12 protein-coding genes and 3 pseudogenes are annotated in these 20,079 nt (G+C 69.1%); 10 read left to right on the top strand and 5 right to left on the bottom strand.

Annotation, left to right across the window (positions count from 1 at the left end):
• Positions 1-153: 153 nt before the first annotated feature.
• Positions 154-677, top strand: a pseudogene (locus tag ABZU69_RS28380) (adenylate/guanylate cyclase domain-containing protein); the annotation flags it as partial.
• 143 nt (positions 678-820) lie between these two features.
• On the opposite strand, the pseudogene ABZU69_RS28375 reads toward ABZU69_RS28380, so the two are convergent.
• Positions 821-1,264, bottom strand: a pseudogene (locus tag ABZU69_RS28375) (transposase); the annotation flags it as partial.
• Positions 1,265-1,390: 126 nt separating this feature from the next.
• Here ABZU69_RS28375 and ABZU69_RS28370 point away from each other — a divergent pair.
• The 3 genes from ABZU69_RS28370 (at position 1,391) to ABZU69_RS28360 (ending at position 3,352) form a co-directional block, all read left to right on the top strand.
• Positions 1,391-1,756 carry a hypothetical protein gene (locus ABZU69_RS28370; RefSeq protein WP_354967355.1) on the top strand — a complete coding sequence of 122 codons (366 nt, stop codon included), beginning with the start codon at positions 1,391-1,393 and terminating at the stop codon, positions 1,754-1,756.
• Positions 1,757-1,772: 16 nt separating this feature from the next.
• The gene (locus tag ABZU69_RS28365) at positions 1,773-2,147 is read left to right on the top strand and encodes a hypothetical protein (RefSeq protein ID WP_354967354.1); all 375 of its coding nucleotides are present in this window, start codon (positions 1,773-1,775) and stop codon (positions 2,145-2,147) included.
• A gap of 263 nt (positions 2,148-2,410) precedes the next feature.
• Positions 2,411-3,352: an MFS transporter gene (locus ABZU69_RS28360; RefSeq protein WP_354967353.1), complete on the top strand. Its 942-nt coding sequence runs from the start codon at positions 2,411-2,413 to the stop codon at positions 3,350-3,352.
• A gap of 76 nt (positions 3,353-3,428) precedes the next feature.
• On the opposite strand, the gene ABZU69_RS28355 is transcribed toward ABZU69_RS28360, so the two are convergent.
• From ABZU69_RS28355 to ssd, 3 genes and pseudogenes are all read right to left on the bottom strand, one after another.
• Positions 3,429-3,710: a hypothetical protein gene (locus ABZU69_RS28355; protein ID WP_354967352.1), complete on the bottom strand. Its 282-nt coding sequence runs from the start codon at positions 3,708-3,710 to the stop codon at positions 3,429-3,431.
• Between the two features lie 160 nt (positions 3,711-3,870).
• Positions 3,871-4,737 (bottom strand): annotated as a pseudogene (locus tag ABZU69_RS28350) (TadA family conjugal transfer-associated ATPase); the annotation flags it as partial.
• Positions 4,734-5,837 carry a septum site-determining protein Ssd gene (ssd, locus tag ABZU69_RS28345; RefSeq protein WP_354967370.1) on the bottom strand — a complete coding sequence of 368 codons (1,104 nt, stop codon included), beginning with the start codon at positions 5,835-5,837 and terminating at the stop codon, positions 4,734-4,736. The gene ssd and the pseudogene ABZU69_RS28350, both read right to left, overlap by 4 nt.
• A 352-nt stretch (positions 5,838-6,189) precedes the next feature.
• Here ssd and ABZU69_RS28340 point away from each other — a divergent pair, with 352 nt between their 5' ends.
• Together ABZU69_RS28340 and ABZU69_RS28335 are read left to right on the top strand one after the other, a co-directional pair.
• Positions 6,190-6,864, top strand: a complete 675-nt coding sequence (locus ABZU69_RS28340; RefSeq protein WP_354967351.1) for a TMEM175 family protein — start codon at positions 6,190-6,192, stop codon at positions 6,862-6,864.
• A 760-nt stretch (positions 6,865-7,624) separates the two neighbouring features.
• Positions 7,625-8,428: an HAD-IB family hydrolase gene (locus tag ABZU69_RS28335; RefSeq protein ID WP_210911022.1), complete on the top strand. Its 804-nt coding sequence runs from the start codon at positions 7,625-7,627 to the stop codon at positions 8,426-8,428.
• 172 nt (positions 8,429-8,600) lie between these two features.
• On the opposite strand, the gene ABZU69_RS28330 is transcribed toward ABZU69_RS28335, so the two are convergent.
• Positions 8,601-9,347, bottom strand: a complete 747-nt coding sequence (locus ABZU69_RS28330) for an oxidoreductase (RefSeq protein WP_354967350.1) — start codon at positions 9,345-9,347, stop codon at positions 8,601-8,603.
• 224 nt (positions 9,348-9,571) lie between these two features.
• Here ABZU69_RS28330 and acs point away from each other — a divergent pair, with 224 nt between their 5' ends.
• The 4 genes from acs (at position 9,572) to ABZU69_RS28310 (ending at position 20,000) form a co-directional block, all read left to right on the top strand.
• Positions 9,572-11,536, top strand: coding sequence for an acetate--CoA ligase (gene acs, locus ABZU69_RS28325; RefSeq protein ID WP_354967349.1), 1,965 nt, complete (start codon positions 9,572-9,574; stop codon positions 11,534-11,536).
• 268 nt (positions 11,537-11,804) lie between these two features.
• The gene (locus tag ABZU69_RS28320) at positions 11,805-14,603 is read left to right on the top strand and encodes an immune inhibitor A domain-containing protein (RefSeq protein WP_354967348.1); all 2,799 of its coding nucleotides are present in this window, start codon (positions 11,805-11,807) and stop codon (positions 14,601-14,603) included.
• Positions 14,604-14,975: 372 nt separating this feature from the next.
• Positions 14,976-17,282, top strand: coding sequence for an immune inhibitor A domain-containing protein (locus ABZU69_RS28315; protein WP_354967347.1), 2,307 nt, complete (start codon positions 14,976-14,978; stop codon positions 17,280-17,282).
• Between the two features lie 324 nt (positions 17,283-17,606).
• Positions 17,607-20,000, top strand: coding sequence for an immune inhibitor A domain-containing protein (locus ABZU69_RS28310; protein ID WP_354967369.1), 2,394 nt, complete (start codon positions 17,607-17,609; stop codon positions 19,998-20,000).
• Positions 20,001-20,079 lie beyond the last annotated feature (79 nt).

Raw genomic sequence — 20,079 nt, 5'->3', positions numbered from 1 at the left:
GAGCGCCGGACAACCACCGAGCGGAGGGCCGACCTTGCCCTGGGCGTGGCCGAGTGGCACCTTGAGTCCGAGCCCGGCCGGGCCGTTCTCACGATGCGTGACCGCTCGGCTTCGGGCAGCATGAACCCGACGTCACGGGCGGAGGTTCGACGCATGGCGGAACGGATCCAGCTCCCGACCGGGTGGGTGACCTTCGTGTTCACCGACATCGAGGGCTCGACCCGGCTCGCCCAACTGCTCGGCCCGGACTACCGACCGGTGCTGCGCGAGCACCGCCGGTTGCTGCGCCGGACACTGGCCGGCACCGGCGGCGCGGAGCTGTTCACCGAGGGCGACTCGTTCTTCCTCGCGTTCGCGGACGCGACCGCCGCGTTGACCGCCTGCCTCACCGCCCAGCGGGCCCTGACCAGCCACGACTGGCCCACCCCCGAGGCCGCGCCGAGGGTGCGGATGGGCCTGCACACCGGCTACGCCGAACCACGCGACGGCGAGTACGCCAGCCCCGATGTGCACCGTGCGGCCCGGATCGCCGCCGCCGCGCACGGCGGCCAGGTGCTCTGCTCGGCGTCCACCGCCCGCCGGGCCGACCCGCTGCCCGCCGGCGCCTCCCTGCTCACGTGGTGCCGGTGGAGGCGACCAGGTCCTTCAGTTCCTTGTCTGCCTCCTTGGAGCGCCGGTAGACCCGTTCGAGGTCACCGATCAGCTCCGCGGCGACCCGCCGTCGAGCCTTGCCGACCGCGTCACGGGGCCGGACCGTGGCCAGCAGTGCCTTGGCCTGGGCGGCGGACAGACTCTTCTTCGCCCCACCCGGAATCAGTTCCAGCAGCAGTTGGTGCAGCTGGGACACCATCCGGGTGTGGTCCTCACCGAGGGAGCGGCGCCGGTCGACCAGAATCCGCAGCAGAGCGAGCTGCTCATCATTGACCACCGGGCGCAGCCCGGCCATGCGGGTGCCGACCAACGCGATGGAGTGAGCGTCGGTGGCATCAGTCTTGCGGCCCTGCCCGGTGGCGAACACCCGCACCCTGGCCGACAACTTCGGCGGGACGTCGAGGACCTGCTCGCCATCGGCCAGTAGCCGGTTGGCGATGTGCCGACCGATGCCCTGGCAGCCCTCGATCGCCCAGACCCGGTGCGGCCATCGGCTGGCGTACTTCCTCATCGCCATGTAGCCGTCGCGGTCGGTGTCGAACCGGCCGCCGCCGACGACGGTCTCATCGCCGGCCATGACCTCGATCGTGGCAGAGCGCTTGTGCGGGTCCATCCCGATGACCACACGATCTGACGTGCCACTCACCGCGTCCTCCGATGCTCGATCCACCTGGGTTGTCGAGCCGGGAGGGCAACGCTACTGCGACGCATCCACCTGGGCAGGTTGCGATGGCCAGCCGTGGCGTTCGCCCTGCTGTACTTCACGCTGTCGATCGTGCTCCCGATCGCCGCGCTGGTGCTGAGCGCGGTGCGCACCTCCCCGTACATGATGTCGTTCCGCGATCTCACCAAGCCGGGTTCGGTGGACTTCAGCTCGTTCGGCACCGTTCTCCACTCCGACCTCTTCCTCAGTGCGGCCGGCAACAGCGTGGTGGTGGCTCTGCTCGCCGCCGCCGCCGGCACGGTGCTCTCCTTCCTCGTCGCCTACGTGCTGCACCGCACCAAGGCTCGCGGCCGTGGCGCGCTGCAGTCCGTGTCCATGGTCCAGCGGCCAGAACGACGGTGCCGCGGCGTGCGTGGTCACCACGCCGGACCGCGCTCGTGATCTCGGGCTCGACCCGATGGTCAGGCTGGTGGGCTGGGCAGTAGCGGGTGTTCCTGCCGCGACCATGGGAATCGGCCCCGTACCAGCGACAGCAGCCGTACTGGGCCGCGCCGGGCTGACCCTCCACGACGTCGACCTGATCGAAGTGAACGAGGCGTTCGCCGCCCAGGTCCTGGCCTGCTTCGACGAGTGGGGCATCAAGGACGACGACCTGGACCGCGTCAACGTCAACGGCTCGGGAATCTCGCTGGGCCACCCCGTCGGCGCCACCGGCGTTCGAATCCTCACTACCCTCGCGCACGAGATGCGACGCCGCGACGCCCGGTACGGACTGGAGACAACGTGCATCGGCGGTGGTCAGGGCATGGCCGCGCTCTTCGAGCTCGCCTGAGAAGGACCGGCCGTGCCTCAACTCTGGGAAAGGCCGACGGCGAAGCGTTGGTTCTTCCATTTATGCGTCTCCACAGCACTGCTCCAGGCCGTCTACAACGCTGTCCGCGTACTCGTGTCGTATCGGGCCCTCGCACTGGGCGGCGACGCCCTGGCCATCGGGATCATAACGGCACTGTTCTCGCTTGTGCCGTTGATCGTGGCCGTCCAGGTGGGGCGGGCTGTCGACCGGCGGCACGCGGCTGCCGTACTTCGCACAGGGTGGTGCTTACTGCGGTCTCCGTACTGGTGGTCGCGGTCAGTGGTGACCTGGTCGTCCTCGCCCTCGGCAATGTGCTCCTGGGATTCGGCCAGATCCTGACCACGGTCTCCGGGCAAGGTCTCGTACCCATCCTCTCGAAGCCCCACGAACTCGACCGCCGGTTCGCCGGCTGGACATTGAGCGTGTCGATTGGCCAGTCGGTCGGCTTGCCCCTGGCCGGGCTCGTTGCCGCCGCGAGCAGCGACGAGCGCTCTGTGGCCACCACCCCGGCGCTCCTGACGATGATCGCTGGCGCAGTGCCCGCGGCACCGTTCGCTTTCGTCCTAAGTGAACGCTCTTCTCCCGCCGGAACGTCCGCCAGGGACGTGCAGCAGTCCGTGTTCAGAATGCTGGCGATCCCAGGCATGCGGCCTGCGCTATTCAGCAGCCTGGTGGTCCTGACCTCGATGGACCTGCTCTCGGCCTACCTGCCGGTTCTCGGAGAGCAATTTGGCTTCAGCGTGATCCTTGTCTCGCTGCTGCTGACCGTGAGGACGACGGCGTCAGTCGTGTCTCGCGCCGTCCTGCCGCGCCTGCTGAAGTCCTTGCCACGCCCCTGGCTCCTGGTCTCCGCCACGTTGTGCTCGGCGTTGCCGATGGCCGCGGTGCCGCTCCTTCGCGAGCCCATGGCAATGGCGCTTCTGCTGGCGATTGCCGGCTTCTTCTGGGGCATTGGGCAACCATTGACCATGACCTGGGTCGTCGGACTGGTGTCACAACCGAACCGCGCATCCGCCCTGTCGCTCAGACTCACCGGGAATCGACTGGGTCAGGTTCTCGTGCCGCTAGGGGCCGGCGTGGTGGCCGGTGCCGCAGGCGCCGCGTCGGTCTTTGTCGTGACAGGTGCCCTGTTGTGGACGTCAGCAGGCATCACCTGGCGCGCCATACGCGAAGGCGCAGAGTAGGAGGGCGGGGGAAGAACTGGGCCCGGCAGGCCTATCTACGGATAGCCTCAGCCATTCACAGGCGGGCGGGTGCCGCCTAGGGCTGGGCGGGCCGGTGTTCGACCAGCCAGGCGGCGAACTGCTGGGGGGTACGAACGCCGTGGTCCAGGACGGCGGCGTAGATCACCAGGCCACCGATCTGGTCTGGGTAGCCCGGTAGCCGGTGCCACACGTCTTTGATCGGCAGGACCGCGTCCCACTGCTCGTCGGTGATGGACTCCCGCAGCGCCTCGTGCCGGGCGGTGGCGTGCGGATCGCGCAGCCACACGGACAGATCGATGCGCCAGGTGCCCGGCTGCCTCTGCAGGGTGATGGGCACGTGGTACCGCTCGTCACGGATTGCGCCGGTGCGGCAGCGCGGGCCGCGTTCGTCCCGGGCGCTTGGCCAAGGCAGGAGAGCCGGCTGAAATATCGGGACGTCGCTGAAATTTGTACGGAAAAGAATCTTGGCGTACTGAAATCTCCGGTGAGAACCGACACCCGTCATGGCCGGTGTTCAACGCAGCCAGCAGGTCGACCACCTCACCGCCCCGGCACTCCCCGACCACCAGCCGGTCCGGGCGCATCCGCAACGCCTGCCGGACCAGGTCGGCGAGGCTGACCACACCCGTTCCCTCGACGTTGGCGGTTCGCGCCTGGAGCCCCACCACGTGCGGATGCCCCGGGTGCAGTTCGGCGGCGTCCTCCACCAGCACGATCCGCTCGGTGGCCGGCACCATTCCCAGCAGCGTGTTGAGCAGGGTCGTCTTGCCCGACCCCGTACCGCCGGTGACCAGGTACGCCAGCCGGGCCGCGACGACGGCGGCGAGCAGCGGTGCCACCGGTCGCGGCACCGTCCCCTGGCGCACCAACTCATCGAGGGTGAACGGGCGGTGCCGGAAGGTCCGCAGGGACAGGTAGGGGCCCTCGGTCGCCACCGGCGGCAGCACGGCGTGCAGCCGGGTGCCGTCGGGCAGCCGCGCGTCCGCGTACGGGGAGCCGTCGTCGAGCCGCCGCCCGGCGCTGCCGATCAGTCGCTGCGCCAACCGCCGGACGTCCTCCACCGAGCCAACCGGCACGGCGACCTGGTGCAGCCCCGACCCACGGTCGACCCATACCCGAGTCCCGTTGACGAGGACGTCGGTCACCTCCGGGTCGGCCAACAGCGACGCCAGTGGCCCGGCGCCGACGAGGTCGTCGTGGACCCGGTCGGCGATCCGCAGGACGGCGGTGTCACCGAGCACCGCGGTGGTGGGCTCGGCCCGCACCGCGGAGACGATCGCCGCCGGGGTGACCGGGGTGGTGTCGGCGGCGATCCGTTGCCGCACCCGGGCGGCGAGTGTGTGCTCCTCCGGCCGGCCGGTCATGCCGCACCCGTAGCGGGCACGCCGGTGAGGTCGGAGACGATCCGCTGGCAGAGCGTGGCCAGCGGTCCCTTGCCGGCGGCGGCCGGCGCCTCGCCCCGTTCAAGACCGCGGCAGAGCCCCGGCTCGGGGCGCAGCGTGCCGGCGAGGGGAAGCCCGAGCGCCCGTGCCACCTCGGTCGCCCGCAGGTGGCCCGGTGCGGGGCCGCGTACCACCACCGAGAGCGCGGCGCAGTGCGGGGCGGCGGCGGCCACCACTCGCGCGGCGGCCGCCGTGGCACGCAACTCGGCCGGGACGACGACGAACGCCTGATCGGCCGCCTGCAAGGCGATCATGGCGGCGTCGTCCAACTGCCGAGGGAGGTCGACGACCACGAAGTCCCGGCCGCGCCGGGCAGCGTCGACGGTGGCGGCCATCGCCGCCGCGGGCAGGGCCAGCAGGTCGCCGCGGTCCCAGGAGAGCACCACCAGGTCGCCCCGGCTGGGCAGAGCCCGGACCAGCGCGGGGGCGTCGACCCGCCCGTCCGCGCCGGTGAGCGACGGCCAGCGCAGCCCGTCCAGCTGCTCCCAGCCCAGCACGAGGTCGAGACCGCCGCCGAGCGGGTCGGCGTCGACGAGCAGGGTACGCAGCCGCGCCCGGGCGGCGGTCACGGCGAGCCCGCCGGCCAGCACGCTCGCCCCGGCGCCGCCCCGGCCACCGAGCAGCGCGACGATCCGGGCGCCGGAACCGTCCGGCGGGTCCGGGCCCTGCTCGGCGAACCGATCGACCAGCCACGGCTCCGCGGCGGGCAGCATGGCGACGTGCTCGGCCCCGATCAGCTCGGCGATCTGCCAGCCGGGGTCGAGCTGGCCGGCCCGACCGACCAGCACCAGCCGGGGCCGCTGCGGCAATCGGGCACGCAGACACGACTGCGCCTGATCGGCACCGAGCAGCACCAGCGGCGCGGGAAGCCAACGGGTGCGGGCGGCGGCCGGGTCGGCGGCGAGCTCGACCTCGGTGCCGCCGGCGGCGGCGAGCCGGAGCAGGTCGTCGAGCAAGTCGCCGTCCTCCGTGACGACCAGCGGTAGCCGGCGGATCGGCGGAACGGAGGTACGGGGTGGCATCGCGGCCTCCAGCGGTCGGGCTCGGTTGTGCCGCCGACCCTGCTCGGAATCCGCCCCGCAGACCGCCCCGGCGACGCTGTCTGTGGACAACGCCGCGGGCTGTGGACAACGCCCGGCGTGACAGTTGATCTGCTATGTGCGCGGCCTGTCCGACCGACGCTCCGCCTCGATGGAACGCGCAGCGGGGCCGCACACATAGGAGCGGCCCCGCTGCCCTCGGTCAGCCGAGTCGGTCGGAACTGGTACGCGACCGGCACGAGCACCGACCCCGGGCGGCCGGCGGGGCGGGATGGTGGGTGACACGCCCGCCCGCCTGCACGTATAGGCAGGTCCTGTATCTCAGGCTTGGGCGGTGGCAGAACCTGTTCGCGAACCAGCAAGGTCGATGGCCTTCGGGATGGAGCGCCAACCCGCGCGGCTCGTCGCCTTCAGCGATGCCGTCTTCGCGATCTCCATCACCCTGCTCGTACTGGAGATCCATCCACCGCAGGACACCCGGCACCTGACCCACGGTCTCGCTGCGTTGTGGCCGTCCTACCTGGCCTACGCCCTCACCTTCCTTCTCATCGGGCAGGTGTGGGCCAACCACCACGTCATGTTCGACCACCTGCGCGCCGCCGACCGGGTGGTCCTGCTGCTCAACACTCTTCTGCTGATGACCATCGCGTTCCTGCCATTCGCCGCGTCCGTGCTGGCCGCCGCGTTCCGCGACGGACATGGGCAGCGGACCGCCGTGGTCTTCTACGGCATCTCGCTCGGAGTGGCAGCCACTCTGTTCAACGCGATCTGGGCGTACGCGCGCCGTGATCGTCGGCTGCTGGGAACCGTTGATCCCGCCGGCGCGAGAGCCATCAGCAGGCGGTTCCGGATCGCACCGTTCTGGATCGCCGCCGGAGTTGTGCTGGGTGCCCTGGTCCCCGTCCTCGGCGTGGCCGTGATCACCGCGTTGATCCCCTTCTACTGGTTGCCGATCGCGGGCGAGATCGCCCGGCCGAAGCGGCGGCGCGGCGGCGGAGGTCGGGAGTGACCCCTCCCGGGAGGGCGTTTTGGAGGACCGAGGCGACCTGTGACCTGGTGTGGCGCGCTCGCAGCGATCGCATCCCAGTCACACATCAAATGTCGGATCACACGCCGGCAGGCCGGTGTCCGGTCTCGGGACCTGCGTGACAGATCGGTATCAGGACTTGCGTGACACTCCGCCAATGTTGGCCACAGCGCGCGGTGAAGCTCCGTGACCGCCAGGAACATCGACGGACCGGACTCACTGACTCGGCTCACGCTCCGGGCACGACGCTCAATCGTTATACGCACACACCACGGACGACTACGCCGCACGTGTCCTGGAGGCGTTCGACCGCTCTGCCGCCTCCCTGCTGCCTCCGGTCGGGGAAACGCCGTCCCTGGACGACCTGGACGGGCAGGAGGACGACCTGTGACCTGCTACGGAGCGCTCCCAGGACAAAGGGACGACCCCCGTCGGGGGGAGACGGGGGTCGTCGAAGGTTCGGCTCCGGGGGGGTCGAGCCGAACCACTCAGCGGTCACGGGGGGTGCAACCGCCGAGGGTCTGTCTGTTTTCCGAGATATGAAAGCTCGTCGTGCGGACAAGTCTGCCTGAGCGGGCCCGTCACGTCGAGTGGTGTCCACTCCACTCACTGCGAAAATCTCCTTGCGGAGTGTGAGCGTGATCACGCTGAGCGGAGGTGGTGGCGCCGGCCCGCAGGTCCGAGGGGTGGCCTGACCCCGGGCACCCGCCGACCATAGACCATCCGGCTAGACTTTCGCGCCGTGGGCCGAAGTGCCGCTTTCTTCGATCTGGACAAGACCGTCATCGCCAAGTCGAGCGCCCTGGCGTTCGGTCGGCCGTTCTACCGGGACGGGCTGATCACCCGGCGTGACGTGGTCAAGTCGGCGTACGCGCAGCTGATGTTCCGGCTGGGCGGCACCGACGAGCAGACCATGGCCCGAACACGGGACTACCTGGCTGCGCTCTGCAAGGGCTGGCCGGTGGAGCAGGTCCGCCAGATCGTCGCGGAGACGCTCCACGAGCTGATCAACCCCTACGTGTACGCCGAGGCCGCCGCGCTGATCGTGGAGCACCAGGCGGCCGGCCGGGACGTGGTGCTGGTCTCCGCCTCTGGCGAGGAGATGGTCCGGCCGATCGGTGAACTGCTCGGGGTGACCGATGTGATCGCCACCCGGATGACGGTGCGGGACGGCCGGTACAGCGGCGAGGTCGAGTTCTACGCGGCCGGCCCGAGCAAGGTCGAGGCGGTCAGCGAGCTGGCCACCGCCCGGGGCTACGACCTGGCCGACTCGTACGCCTACTCCGACTCGTACAGCGACCGACCGCTGCTGGAGTGCGTCGGCCACCCGAGTGTGGTCAACCCGGACCGGCAGCTGCGCAAGCTGGCCTCGGAGAACGCCTGGCCGGTGCTGGAGTTCCGCCACCCGATCCCGCTGGGCCGTCGATTGCGGGAGCGTCCCGCCGTCCCGGTGGCCGCTGCGGCACTGGGGGTCGGCGTGGGTGTGGCCATCGGCATCGCCTGGTACGGCCGGCACCGTCGCACCCGCTCCGCCGCCACCGCCTGACCTCCACACCCACCCTCCCGCGCAACACCTGGTGCCCGCTATCCGGACAGTGCCTGTTGCGTGGGTGTAAGCAGAGCAAAGGGCTCATGGACCTGTGGTGGGCGTATTGGCGCTCTTCGCGTTTCTTGTGAGCCACCACAACTCCATGATCGACAGGAGCGGGAGCGCGGGGTCAGGTGGCGGCGAGGATTTCGTCGCCGATGGCGGTGAGCTGGTCGGCGCCGACCTCTACGGCCGCCATGTAGTGGCGTAGCCAGGAGCGCAGACCGTCCGGGGTGCCGGTGGCGAAGGCGCCGGCCGAGCCGACGTACTCGGGTTCCCGCTCGCGGTGGCCGACGTCGACGGCGAGCAGGCCGCGCGGGTCGAAGCCGCTGGCGAGCAGCACCAGCCGCGCGGCGCCGCGGGCCACCACGCCGGACGGGCCGGCGAACGGGCGCAGGTTCAGCAGTTCCCCGTGCACCACGGCGGCGAGCACCAGCGGGGAGACCTTCGTGCCACCGGCGACCAGCCCGGCGAGACCGTCCAGCCTGGCGGCGACCACCGGGTCGGCGACCGGTCGGCCCAGCTCGTCCTCCGGCACCATGTCCCGGGCGGCGAGTACGTGCAGCTTCGCGAGGGCCTGCCGGGGCGCCTTCGGCCAGAGCTCGCTCAGCCCGGGCAGGGCACCGGCTACCCGCAGCGCCCCCTGGAGCACCGGGTCGGTGACGGTGCCGGCGCGAACCGCCTCGCGCTCGTGTGCGTACCCCTCGAGGGCGGCGCTGGCCACCGCGGACCGGAGGCTGACCTCGGCCGCGACCTGGCCGCCGTGCCGGCGCAGCGCGCGGTGCCCGAGCGCCTGGTCGAACCGCTCGCGGGCCTGCTCGACGGCGGCGGCGATGTCGGCGAGCGCGAGCAGCGGGGCGAGCGGGTCCGTGGTCACCCCGCCACGCTAGCGACCCGGCCCGGCCTCCGGGGCCGCACCCGCCCGCAACGCGACCCGGGCCACCGCCCGCCGCAGCGCGCCCGACGCGGGCACGACTGCGCGGGCCGTCGGGCGCGCGGCGGAGGCCGCTCGGCGCGAGGGAAGCGGGCAGCGGTCGCCTGCCGGAAGCCCCACGACTACCCTAGCGAGACGCAGGTCACCCGAGGACGAGGAGTCACGGCATGAGCGAGGCATTGGCCAATCTGCTGAACGAGACGCGCCAGTTCCCCCCGCCGGCCGAGCTTGCCGCCAACGCCAACGTCACCGCCGACGCGTACACCGAGGCCGCCGCCGACCCGCTCGCCTTCTGGGCGAAGCAGGCGGACCGGCTGGCCTGGTCGAAGAAGTGGGACGAGGTGCTCGACTGGTCGAACCCGCCGTTCGCCAAGTGGTTCGTCGGTGGGCAGCTCAACGTGGCGTACAACTGCCTGGACCGGCACGTCGAGGCGGGCCGGGGCGACAAGGTCGCCATCCACTGGGAGGGCGAGCCGGGCGACACCCGCACCATCACCTACGCCGACCTGCACGAGCTGACCTGCCGGGCGGCGAACGCACTGACCGAGCTGGGGGTCACCGCCGGCGACCGGGTGGCGATCTACCTGCCGATGATCCCGGAGGCGGCGGTCGCGATGCTGGCCTGCGCCCGGATCGGCGCCGCGCACAGCGTCGTCTTCGGCGGCTTCTCCGCCGACTCGCTGAGCAACCGCATCCAGGACGCGAGCGCCAAAGTGGTGATCACCGCGGACGGTGGTTACCGGCGGGGCAAGCCGTCGGCGCTGAAGCCGACCGTGGACGAGGCGGTGGCGAACTGCCCATCCGTGGAGCACGTGCTGGTGGTCCGCCGCACCGGCGGGGAGGTGGCCTGGTCGTCGAAGGACCTCTGGTGGCACGAGACGGTGGAGACCGCGTCGGCCGAGCACACCGCGCAGCCGTTCGACGCCGAGCACCCGCTGTTCATCCTCTACACCAGCGGCACCACGGCGCGGCCGAAGGGCATCCTGCACACCACCGGTGGCTACCTGACGCAGACGTCGTACACCACGCACGCGGTCTTCGACCTGAAGCCGGAGACGGACGTCTACTGGTGCACCGCCGACATCGGCTGGGTGACCGGTCACTCCTACATCGTCTACGGGCCGCTCTCCAACGGCGCCACCCAGGTGATGTACGAGGGCACTCCGGACACCCCGAACAAGGGCCGGTTCTGGGAGATCGTCGACAGGTACGGGGTGACCATCCTCTACACCGCTCCCACCCTGATCCGGACGATGATGAAGTGGGGCGACGAGATCCCGGCCGGCTTCGACCTGTCCTCGCTGCGGCTGCTCGGCAGCGTCGGTGAGCCGATCAACCCGGAGGCGTGGATCTGGTACCGGCAGAACATCGGCCGGGGCGAGCTGCCTGTCGTGGACACCTGGTGGCAGACCGAGACGGGCGCCATCATGATCTCGCCGCTACCCGGGGTGACCGCGGCCAAGCCGGGCTCGGCGATGACCCCGCTGCCGGGCATCGCGGCCGACGTGGTGGACGACCAGGGCCAGTCGGTGCCGAACGGCGGTGGCGGGTATCTGGTGCTGCGTGAGCCGTGGCCGTCGATGCTGCGCACCATCTGGGGTGACGACAACCGGTTCCTGGAGACCTACTGGAGCCGGTTCGAGGGCATGTACTTCGCTGGTGACGGGGCGAAGAAGGACGACGACGGGAACATCTGGCTGCTGGGTCGGGTGGACGACGTGATGCTGGTGTCCGGGCACAACATCTCCACCACCGAGGTCGAGTCGGCGCTGGTGTCGCACCCGTCGGTGGCCGAGGCGGCCGTGGTGGGCGCGACCGACCCGACCACCGGGCAGGCGATCGTCGCCTTCGCGATTCCGCGCGGCAGCACCGACATCGCCGGTGCGGCGGGTGAGCAGCTGATCGCCGATCTGCGCAACCACGTGTCGAAGACGCTCGGCCCGATCGCCAAGCCGCGGCAGATCATGCTGGTGCCGGAGCTGCCGAAGACCCGCTCGGGCAAGATCATGCGCCGGTTGCTGCGCGACGTGGCGGAGAACCGGTCGCTCGGTGACGTGACGACGTTGCAGGACTCGTCCGTGATGGAGCTGATCTCCTCGGGGATGAGCGGCGCGAAGGCCGACGAGGACTGACGGCAGGCGTACATATCGGAGGGTGGCGGTCCGTGCGGACCGCCACCCTCCGTCATTTCTTACGGGTACGACCCACACCGCCTCAGCACTGTCACATCGGTCAGTCGGAGGAGTCCGGAGAAGCTGAACGGACATACGCGGCGGGCCGCCTCTGTGCTTTGGGCCGGTTGTGATTTAGGTTCACGCAGGTTGGGAGAGTTCGACAGACATCAGATCGATGGTCGGCTACCTCAACGTCCTCCTCCCCGTGCCCGAGAAATGGAGCGGCATGAACCACAAACCGCAGTCCGGGGCGCGACGACGACTACTCGTCGCGCTGCCCGCTATCGCCCTCGCGGCCACGTCACTGACCGTGACCGGCAGCGCGGCAGCCCAGACGTCGTCCGCCGCCACCCCCCGGGCGGTGATCGGGGCCGACGAGCACTACATCAACTACGCCGAGCCCGAGGTGCAGCCGGACACTTCCGGCCGCGAGGTCAAGGGCAAGGGTGGCGTCTACACCCCCGCCGTCGACGATGCGCGTGCATTCGACAAGAAGCACGCTCGGGGCAACCCGGTGACCGCCCGGCAGCTGGCCAAGATCGAAGCGAAGTCGATCAAGACCGGCAAGAGCCCCCGGAAGATCAAGCAGTCGCCGACCACCCAGACGGCGAAGCTGCTGACGCTGCTGGTGGAGTTCAACGACCAGGCGAACGACGACTTCACCGGGGTGATGGTCCCGAAGACGGTGTTCGAGGACCGGACCTGCGTCCCCGGCACGGTGCAGAACGGCCCGAAGCACAACAACATCCCGAACCCGGCGACCCTGCCGCACGAGGACAACAACTCGATGTGGGTGCCGGACTTCTCGCCGGCCCACTTCGACAAGATGCTCTACAGCAAGACGGGCATCACCGAGCGGGTGCGCAAGGACCTGAAGGGGCCGGACGGCAAGCGGGGCATCGACCTGTCCGGTCGCACCATGCACAACATGTACCTGGAAATGTCCAAGAACGCGTACACGGTTGCCGGGCAGGCCAGCCCGTGGGTCACTGTGCCGCACTCGGAGGGATGGTACGCCGCCAACCGCTGCTTCCAGGACGAGAACGGCAACTGGGTACCGGGCCGTGAGCAGTCGATGAACGGCCACCCGGAGAACCCGGCCGGCGCCGGTCGTCTGGCGACCGACGCGATCGACGCGCTCGCCGCGACGGACCCGAACTTCCCCTGGGCCGACTACGACATCGAGGACCAGGCCGACCGGGACGGGGACGGCAACGTCTTCGAGCCGGACGGCGTGATCGACCACCTGGTGCTGGTGCACGCCGGGCAGGGCAAGTCCCGCGGTGGCGGCGCAGAGGGTGTCTACGCCGTCTGGGCGCACTCCTCCACGGTCGCCGGTGGCTACACCATCCCGGGCACGAACATCAAGGTGTCGAACTACATCGTGCAGCCGGAGGACGCCGGTGTCGGCGTCTTCGCGCACGAGTTCGGCCACGACCTGGGCCTGCCGGACCTCTATGACACCTCCGGCAACGCCGACTCCGACGTGGACTTCTGGGACCTGATGGCCTCGGGCTCGCACTCCGGGGAGATCTTCCAGGCGCTGCCGACCCACATGGGCATCTGGGACAAGTGGGTGCTCGGCTGGGCCGATCCGCTGACCATCCGCCCCGGGTCTAACCCGCGCGAGGTGAAGCTCGGACAGAGCTCGCGTACGCCGATCGACTCCGAGGACGGCATCAAGGTCGACCTGCCGGACAAGGTGACGACGCTGGCCACGCCGCACAGCGGCACGAAGATGTGGCACAGCAACAATGACCAGGAGTGGGCCGACGTCAAGCTAAGCCGTTCGGTCGACGTGCCGGCGGCTGCGGACGCCAAGTTCTGGATGTGGAACAACTACATCATCGAGCAGGACTGGGACTACGGCTTCGTCGAACTCTCGACCGACGGCGGTACGACCTGGACTGAGCAGAAGGTGTACGACGAGGGCGGCACGGTGGTCACCACGCCGGACGGCTACCCGGACCCGAACGGCCGGATGAACGACTTCGGCGGCAAGAAGTACGGCCTGACCGGCAGCACCAACGGCTGGCGTCATGACTACGTCGACCTGTCGGCGCACGCCGGGGCGACCGTGCAGCTGCGGTTGCGCCAGGCGACCGACGAGGCGTTCCAGGAGCGCAACTGGTTCGTCGACGACTTCTCGGTCACCGGCGGCGGTGCCACCACCTGGAGTGACGACGTCGAGGGCGGCGCCAACGGCTGGACGGCCACCGGCGGCACCTTCGTCGACACCACCGGCGCCGGCTGGAAGGTCTCCAGCGGCACCGAGATCCACGCCCAGTTCTACCTGGCAGAGTGGCGCAACTTCGACGGCTTCGACAAGGGCCTGAAGTACGCCTACGACACGATCTACTCGCACGACGCGTGGAAGGTCGACCGCATCTCGTACAACGCCCCGGGCATGCTGGTCTGGTACCGCGACACCGCGCTCGGCGACGTCAACCACGTCACCGGGCAGATGACCGCGCTGCCCAGCTACGGCGCGAAGGGTGGTTTGCTCATCGTCGACTCGCACTTCGACCCGTACCGGCGTAAGGGCGAGGCGGCCGTGAAGGACCCGTCGGTGACGGACAACCTGCCCAGCCGTCCGCAGTCGGCGAACGCGGCGTTCACGCTGCAGAAGACGTACCCCTTCACGGAGTGCCTGGAGGCGGCGGACGAGCCGTACAGCGCCTACTGCACGAAGTTCAAGTCCCAGCCGGGCGTGAAGGCGTTCACCGACGCCAAGGGCTGGTACCCGGGCATCGAGATGCGGGACGGGGCGGCGTACGCCCGGGACAACGACGCCTCGGTGGTGCTGCCGTCGCGGAACAACGCGCCGTACACCACCCGGGTGACCCACCCGGACGGCAGCCCGGCGCCGGAGTTCTACGGCGTGACCCTGGGCGGCGGCGCGATCGTGCTGGGCACCGGTAACCCCGGCGACCAGGGCGTCAACTACGGCGTCTCGCTCACCATCAAGAAGGCGGCACGGGACAACTCGTCCGCCACGGTGTACGTCACCCCGGCAAGGAACTGACCGCAACAGGTCTGTCGTCCGACGGATCAACGGGCGGCCCGCTCGGAGCACCACGCTCCGGGCGGGCCGTTCCGCATTCGGTCCCACCGCACGGCGTGACGTTCTCGTCGGCTCGGGCGCTGGAGATCGGGAACCTCATAATCCCGTGCAGAATTGATGATCTTGATAGAACCGTGATGTAAATAGTTGCCTGAGGCCACGACTATCTGGTCATGATTTGTCGCCCCAGAACCCTCCAAAACCACCTTCGGCCCGCTTGATCGACTCGTGACAACCGGCCGGACTCTCTGTAAAGGTGTGTGGCGCACATCATGACAGTGATTGCTTCGACGTTCACTGTCATGTAACACAGGTCCACAAAGGAGGAGACCTTTGAGGAGACGAGTCACAGCCGGTCTGGCCACCGCCACGGCCGCGCTGCTGGCGGCGGGAGTCGTGGCGACGCCGGCCTCCGGCGCCCCGGCGGCGAACCCGACCCCCTCATCCGACAAGGCGGAGCACGGCCGGGACAACCTCCCCGACCCGAAGGCGGATCAGCAGCGGGAGATCCGCAAGCAGGCCATCGCCGACCTGCTCTCCGGCAAGGCCAAGCTGGAAACCCGCAACGGCTCGAAGGTCATCAAGATCAAGGACCGGTTCGTCGAGTACCAGCAGCCGCCGAAGGTCGACCCGATCTTCACCATGCTGGTGAACTTCGGCGACAAGACCGACCCGCGCACCGGCGGGGCAGCCGGCCCGGTGGTCGGCCAAATCCAGGAGCCGGACCGGAACTGGGACGGCGGTACCACCGACGACAACAGCACCTCGTGGTCGTCGAACTACGACCGCCAGCACTACCTGGACATGTTCTACGGTAGTAGCGGCGAGTCGATGCGGGACTTCTACCTGAAGCAGTCCGGCGGCCGCTACACCGTCGGCGGCGACGTCAGCGACTGGGTCACCGTGCCGTTCAACGAGGCGCGGTACGGCTCCAACGCCATCCCCGAGAGCGACGGCTCGTGGAACTTCGTCAAGGACAGCGCCACGTCCTGGTACGACGCCCAGGTCAAGGCCGGCAAGACCCCGGCCCAGATCAAGGAGTACCTCTCCCAGTTCGACATCTGGGACAGGTACGACTTCGACGGCGACGGCGACTTCAACGAGCCCGACGGCTACATCGACCACTTCCAGGCGGTGCACGCCGGTGAGGGCGAGGAGGCCGGCGGTGGCGCCGAGGGCGAGGACGCCATCTGGTCGCACCGCTGGGGTGCCTTCACTGACCTCATGGGCAAGGCCGGGCCGGCCGGCAACCTGGCTGGTGGCGTGCAGATCGGCGACACCGGCCTCTGGATCCGCGACTACACCACGGAGCCGGAGAACGGCGGCCTGGGCGTGTTCGCCCACGAGTACGGCCACGACCTCGGCCTGCCGGACCTGTACGACACGGCCGGCGGCGACAACGGCGTGGGGTTCTGGAGCCTGATGTCCTCCGGTTCGTGGCTGAGCCACGGCAAGGACGACATCGGGACGACCCCGGGCTACATGGACCCGTGGTCGAAGCTCTTCCTCGGCTGGCTGAACCACTCCACGGTGGAGTACGGCAAGGGCACCTCCCAGGTGACGCTCGGGCCGGCCGGTGACAGCGATGGGCCGAAGGCCCAGGCGGTCGTCGTCAACCTGCCGCCGCAGGAGCAGACCAGCACCTACAACACGCCGTTCGGTGGGTCGAACGAGTGGTGGGGCGGCAGCGCGGACAACCTGAACAACAGCCTGACCCGCCAACTCGACCTGACCGGCGCCAGCTCGGCCTCGATCAACGCCAAGGCCTGGTACGACACCGAGGAAGACTACGACTTCTTCTACGCCGAGGTGTCGACCGACAACGGCGCCACCTGGGCGTCGCTGAGCAGCCCGCTCAATGACGTCGGGGAGACCGGTCTCGACGGGTCGTCCGGCGGCAAGTGGGTGGACCTGGACTACGACCTCGCGGCGTACGCCGGAAAGGCCATCCAGTTGCGCTACCGCTACCAGAGCGACGGCGGCAAGCACCTGGCCGGCGTGTTCCTGGACAACATTTCGCTGGTCAAGAACGGCACGGCGGCGTGGACCGACGACGCCGAGACGCTGGCCGCCGAGTGGACCGCCCGGGGCTTCACCCGGATGGGCGGCTCGGTGACCGACTCGTACCCCCGCTTCTACATCGCGGAGAACCGGACCTACTTCGGGTACGACGACGCCCTGCGGACCGGTGGGTACAACTACGGCTTCACCAACACCCGGCCGAACTGGGTGGAGCGGTACGCGAACCAGCCCGGCATGCTGGTCTGGTACGTGAACTACGCGTACGGCGACAACAACACCTCGGAGCACCCGGGGTACGGCCTGGACCTGCCGGTCGACGTCCGCCCGGGCGCGATCACGGTCAAGGGCCAGGGCACCATCACCAACCGCCGTAACGGCTTCGACGCGACGTTCAGCCGGTACGACAAGCCCGCCCAGACCTTCCACCTCAACGGAGTGCCGGTCACCCTGCCGAAGCTGAAGGCCAACCCGGTCTTCGACGACAGCGCGGTGAACCGCTACTGGACGGCGGGCAACGAGCAGAACTCGGTGAAGGTGGCCGGCAGCGGCACTCAGATCGAGATCGTCAAGCAGGGTAAGAAGCCGACCGATGAGATGGTCGTGCGGATCAGAAACTGATCTTCAGGTGGGTGGGTGGGGCCGGTGGCGGAGACGCCGCCGGCCCCACTGTCGTATGCCCGATCGCATTGATCGAAATACGTCACTAAAAGCGCCTTCGGCCGATCCATGCTGGTCAGCGTCGCTGATGAAGCGCAGGGGTGTGACGGTGAAAAGCATTCCCAACAAAATCTTGCAATAAATCGACGCGCCCGTCTTCCCACCCGTCCCGGCAGTGTCTATGTTCACCATTGGTCCCACTAGTGGGATCGATCTATCACCGGCCCGTACCCCTGTTTGGGCCGGGTTCCCTCACACCGGAGGTACCACGTGCGCAAAGTCGCAGTGGGTCTGCTCGGGCTCTCACTGACGGCGACAGGCCTGGCGTTCGGACCGTCCGCCAGTGCCGCGCCGCAGCCGAAGTTGCCGACGGCCGCTCCGTCGGTCGCCGAGCCCGCCTATGCGGACCACGACCTGCCGAACCCGTTGGAGGACAAGCGGCGCGCGCTGCGCCAGGAGGGCCTCAGCGAGGTCCTGTCCGGCAAGTCCAAGGCGGAGAAGGTCAACGGCAGCACGGTCGTCAAGGTAGGCAAGACCCAGGCCGACGGGGTCACCGCCCGCGCGGCCAAGGCGGGTGCGGCCAAGACGAAGGATCAGTACGTCGAGCTCTCCCGGGAGCGGACCGACAAGATCTTCGTGATCCTCGCCGAGTTCGGCAACGAGCGGCACCCGAGTTACCCGGATCAGGACACTGACCCGAACACCGCTGGTCCGACCCGCTTCGATGGGCCGCTCCACAACGAGATCCCGGCTCCCAACCGGGCGGTGGACAACTCCACCGTCTGGCAGCCGGACTTCAACGCGGACCACTACCGGCAGGTGTACTTCGGCACCAACCCAGGTGACGAGTCGCTGAAGCAGTACTACGAGGCCCAGTCCTCGGGTCGCTACAGCGTCGACGGTGAGGTCACCGACTGGGTCAAGGTCCGGTACAACGAGGCCCGCTACGGTCGTTCCGGCGGCTACCCGTGCGCCTCGAACGTCTGCACCAACACCTGGGCCCTGGTCCGGGACGCCGCCAACCAGTGGGTCGCCGACCAGAAGGCCTCGGGTCGCACCGACGCCCAGATCGCCGCCGACGTCAAGTCGATGGACGAGTGGGACCGGTACGACTTCGACTCCGACGGCAACTTCAACGAGTCGGACGGCTACATCGACCACTTCCAGATCGTCCACTCCGGCGGTGACGAGGCCGACGGTGACCCGCACCAGGGTGAGGACGCCGTCTGGAGCCACCGCTGGTACGCCTTCGCCTCCGACCAGGGCAACACCGGTCCGGTCAACTTCCCGGCCGGCGGCACCCAGATCGGCAACACCGGCGTCTGGATCGGCGACTACACGATCCAGCCGGAGAACGGCGGCCGTAGCGTCTTCTACCACGAGTTCGGCCACGACCTCGGTCTGCCGGACGACTACAACGTCGTCAGTGGTGGGGACAACAACAACGAGCACTGGACCCTGATGGCCCAGAGCCGGCTCGGTGCCAAGAACGACGACGGCATCGGCGAGCGCGGCGGCGACCTCGGTGCGTGGAACAAGCTCCAGCTCGGCTGGCTCGACCACGAGACGGTCGTCGCGGGGCAGAAGCGCACGCTGACGCTCGGCCCGCAGGAGTACAACTCGCCGGAGGCTCAGGGCGTCGTGGTCGTCCTGCCGGATCGTGAGTACACCTTCGAGAACGGCGCGCCGTTCGAGGGGACCCAGCAGTTCTTCTCCGGCAACGAGGATGACCTCAACAGCTCGATGACCCGGACGCTGGACTTCACCGGGAAGTCGTCGGCCTCGCTGTCCATGAAGGGCCGCTACAGCATCGAGGCCGGGTTCGACTACATGTTCTTCGAGGCATCCCTCGACGGGGGCCAGACCTGGACGACGCTGCCCGGCACCGCCAACGGCCAGCCGCTGCAGGAGATCTCCGCCGGGCGGTACGCGCTGGACGGCAGCAGCAACGGCCAGTGGGTCGACATCAACATCCCGATGAACGTGGCGGCGGGCAAGGTCGCGCAGTTCCGGCTGCGCTACCAGACCGACGGCGGTGTGTCCGAGGGTGGCTTCTACGGTGACGCCATCACCGTGACCGCTGACGGCCAGACCGTGCTCTCCGACGGCGCCGAGACCGGCGCGGCCGGCTGGGCCCTCGCCGGTGGCTTCGAGGTCGTCGCGGCCACCTACACCCGCGAGTTCGACAACTACTACATCGCGGGCACCCGGTCGTACACCTCGTACGACAAGTACCTGAAGACCGGCCCGTACTTCTTCGGCTACGCGAACACCCGGCCCGACTGGGTGGACCACTACGCGTACCAGGAGGGTCTGCTGATCTCCTACTGGAACCTGCGGTTCGCGGACAACGACACGTTCGCGCACCCGGGTGAGGGTCGGAACATGATCATCGACGCGCACCCGCGGCCGATCTACAACCTGACCGGGGCCGCGTGGCGGGCCCGCGTCCAGGTCTACGACGCGCCGTTCAGCCTGAAGAAGGCGGACTCGTTCACGCTGCACCTGAACAGCCAGGCGCAGTACATCCGCGGTCAGGCCGCGGAGCCGCAGTTCGACGACACCCAGAAGTACTGGTACGCGGAGCTGCCGAACCACGGCGTCAAGCTCCCCGCCACCGGAACCAAGATCAAGGTTCTGGAGCAGGACGGCACCTCGATGAAGATCCGGATCAGCTGACACTGATCCCGCACCAACCAGCGACGCCCGGGCAGGTCACCTGCCCGGGCGTCGCCCTTTGGGTGACCTGCCGCACGCG

This window comes from Micromonospora sp. NPDC005206, from assembly GCF_040608175.1.
Lineage (GTDB): Bacteria > Actinomycetota > Actinomycetes > Mycobacteriales > Micromonosporaceae > Micromonospora.
This window is presented reverse-complemented; position numbering and strand designations above follow the sequence as displayed.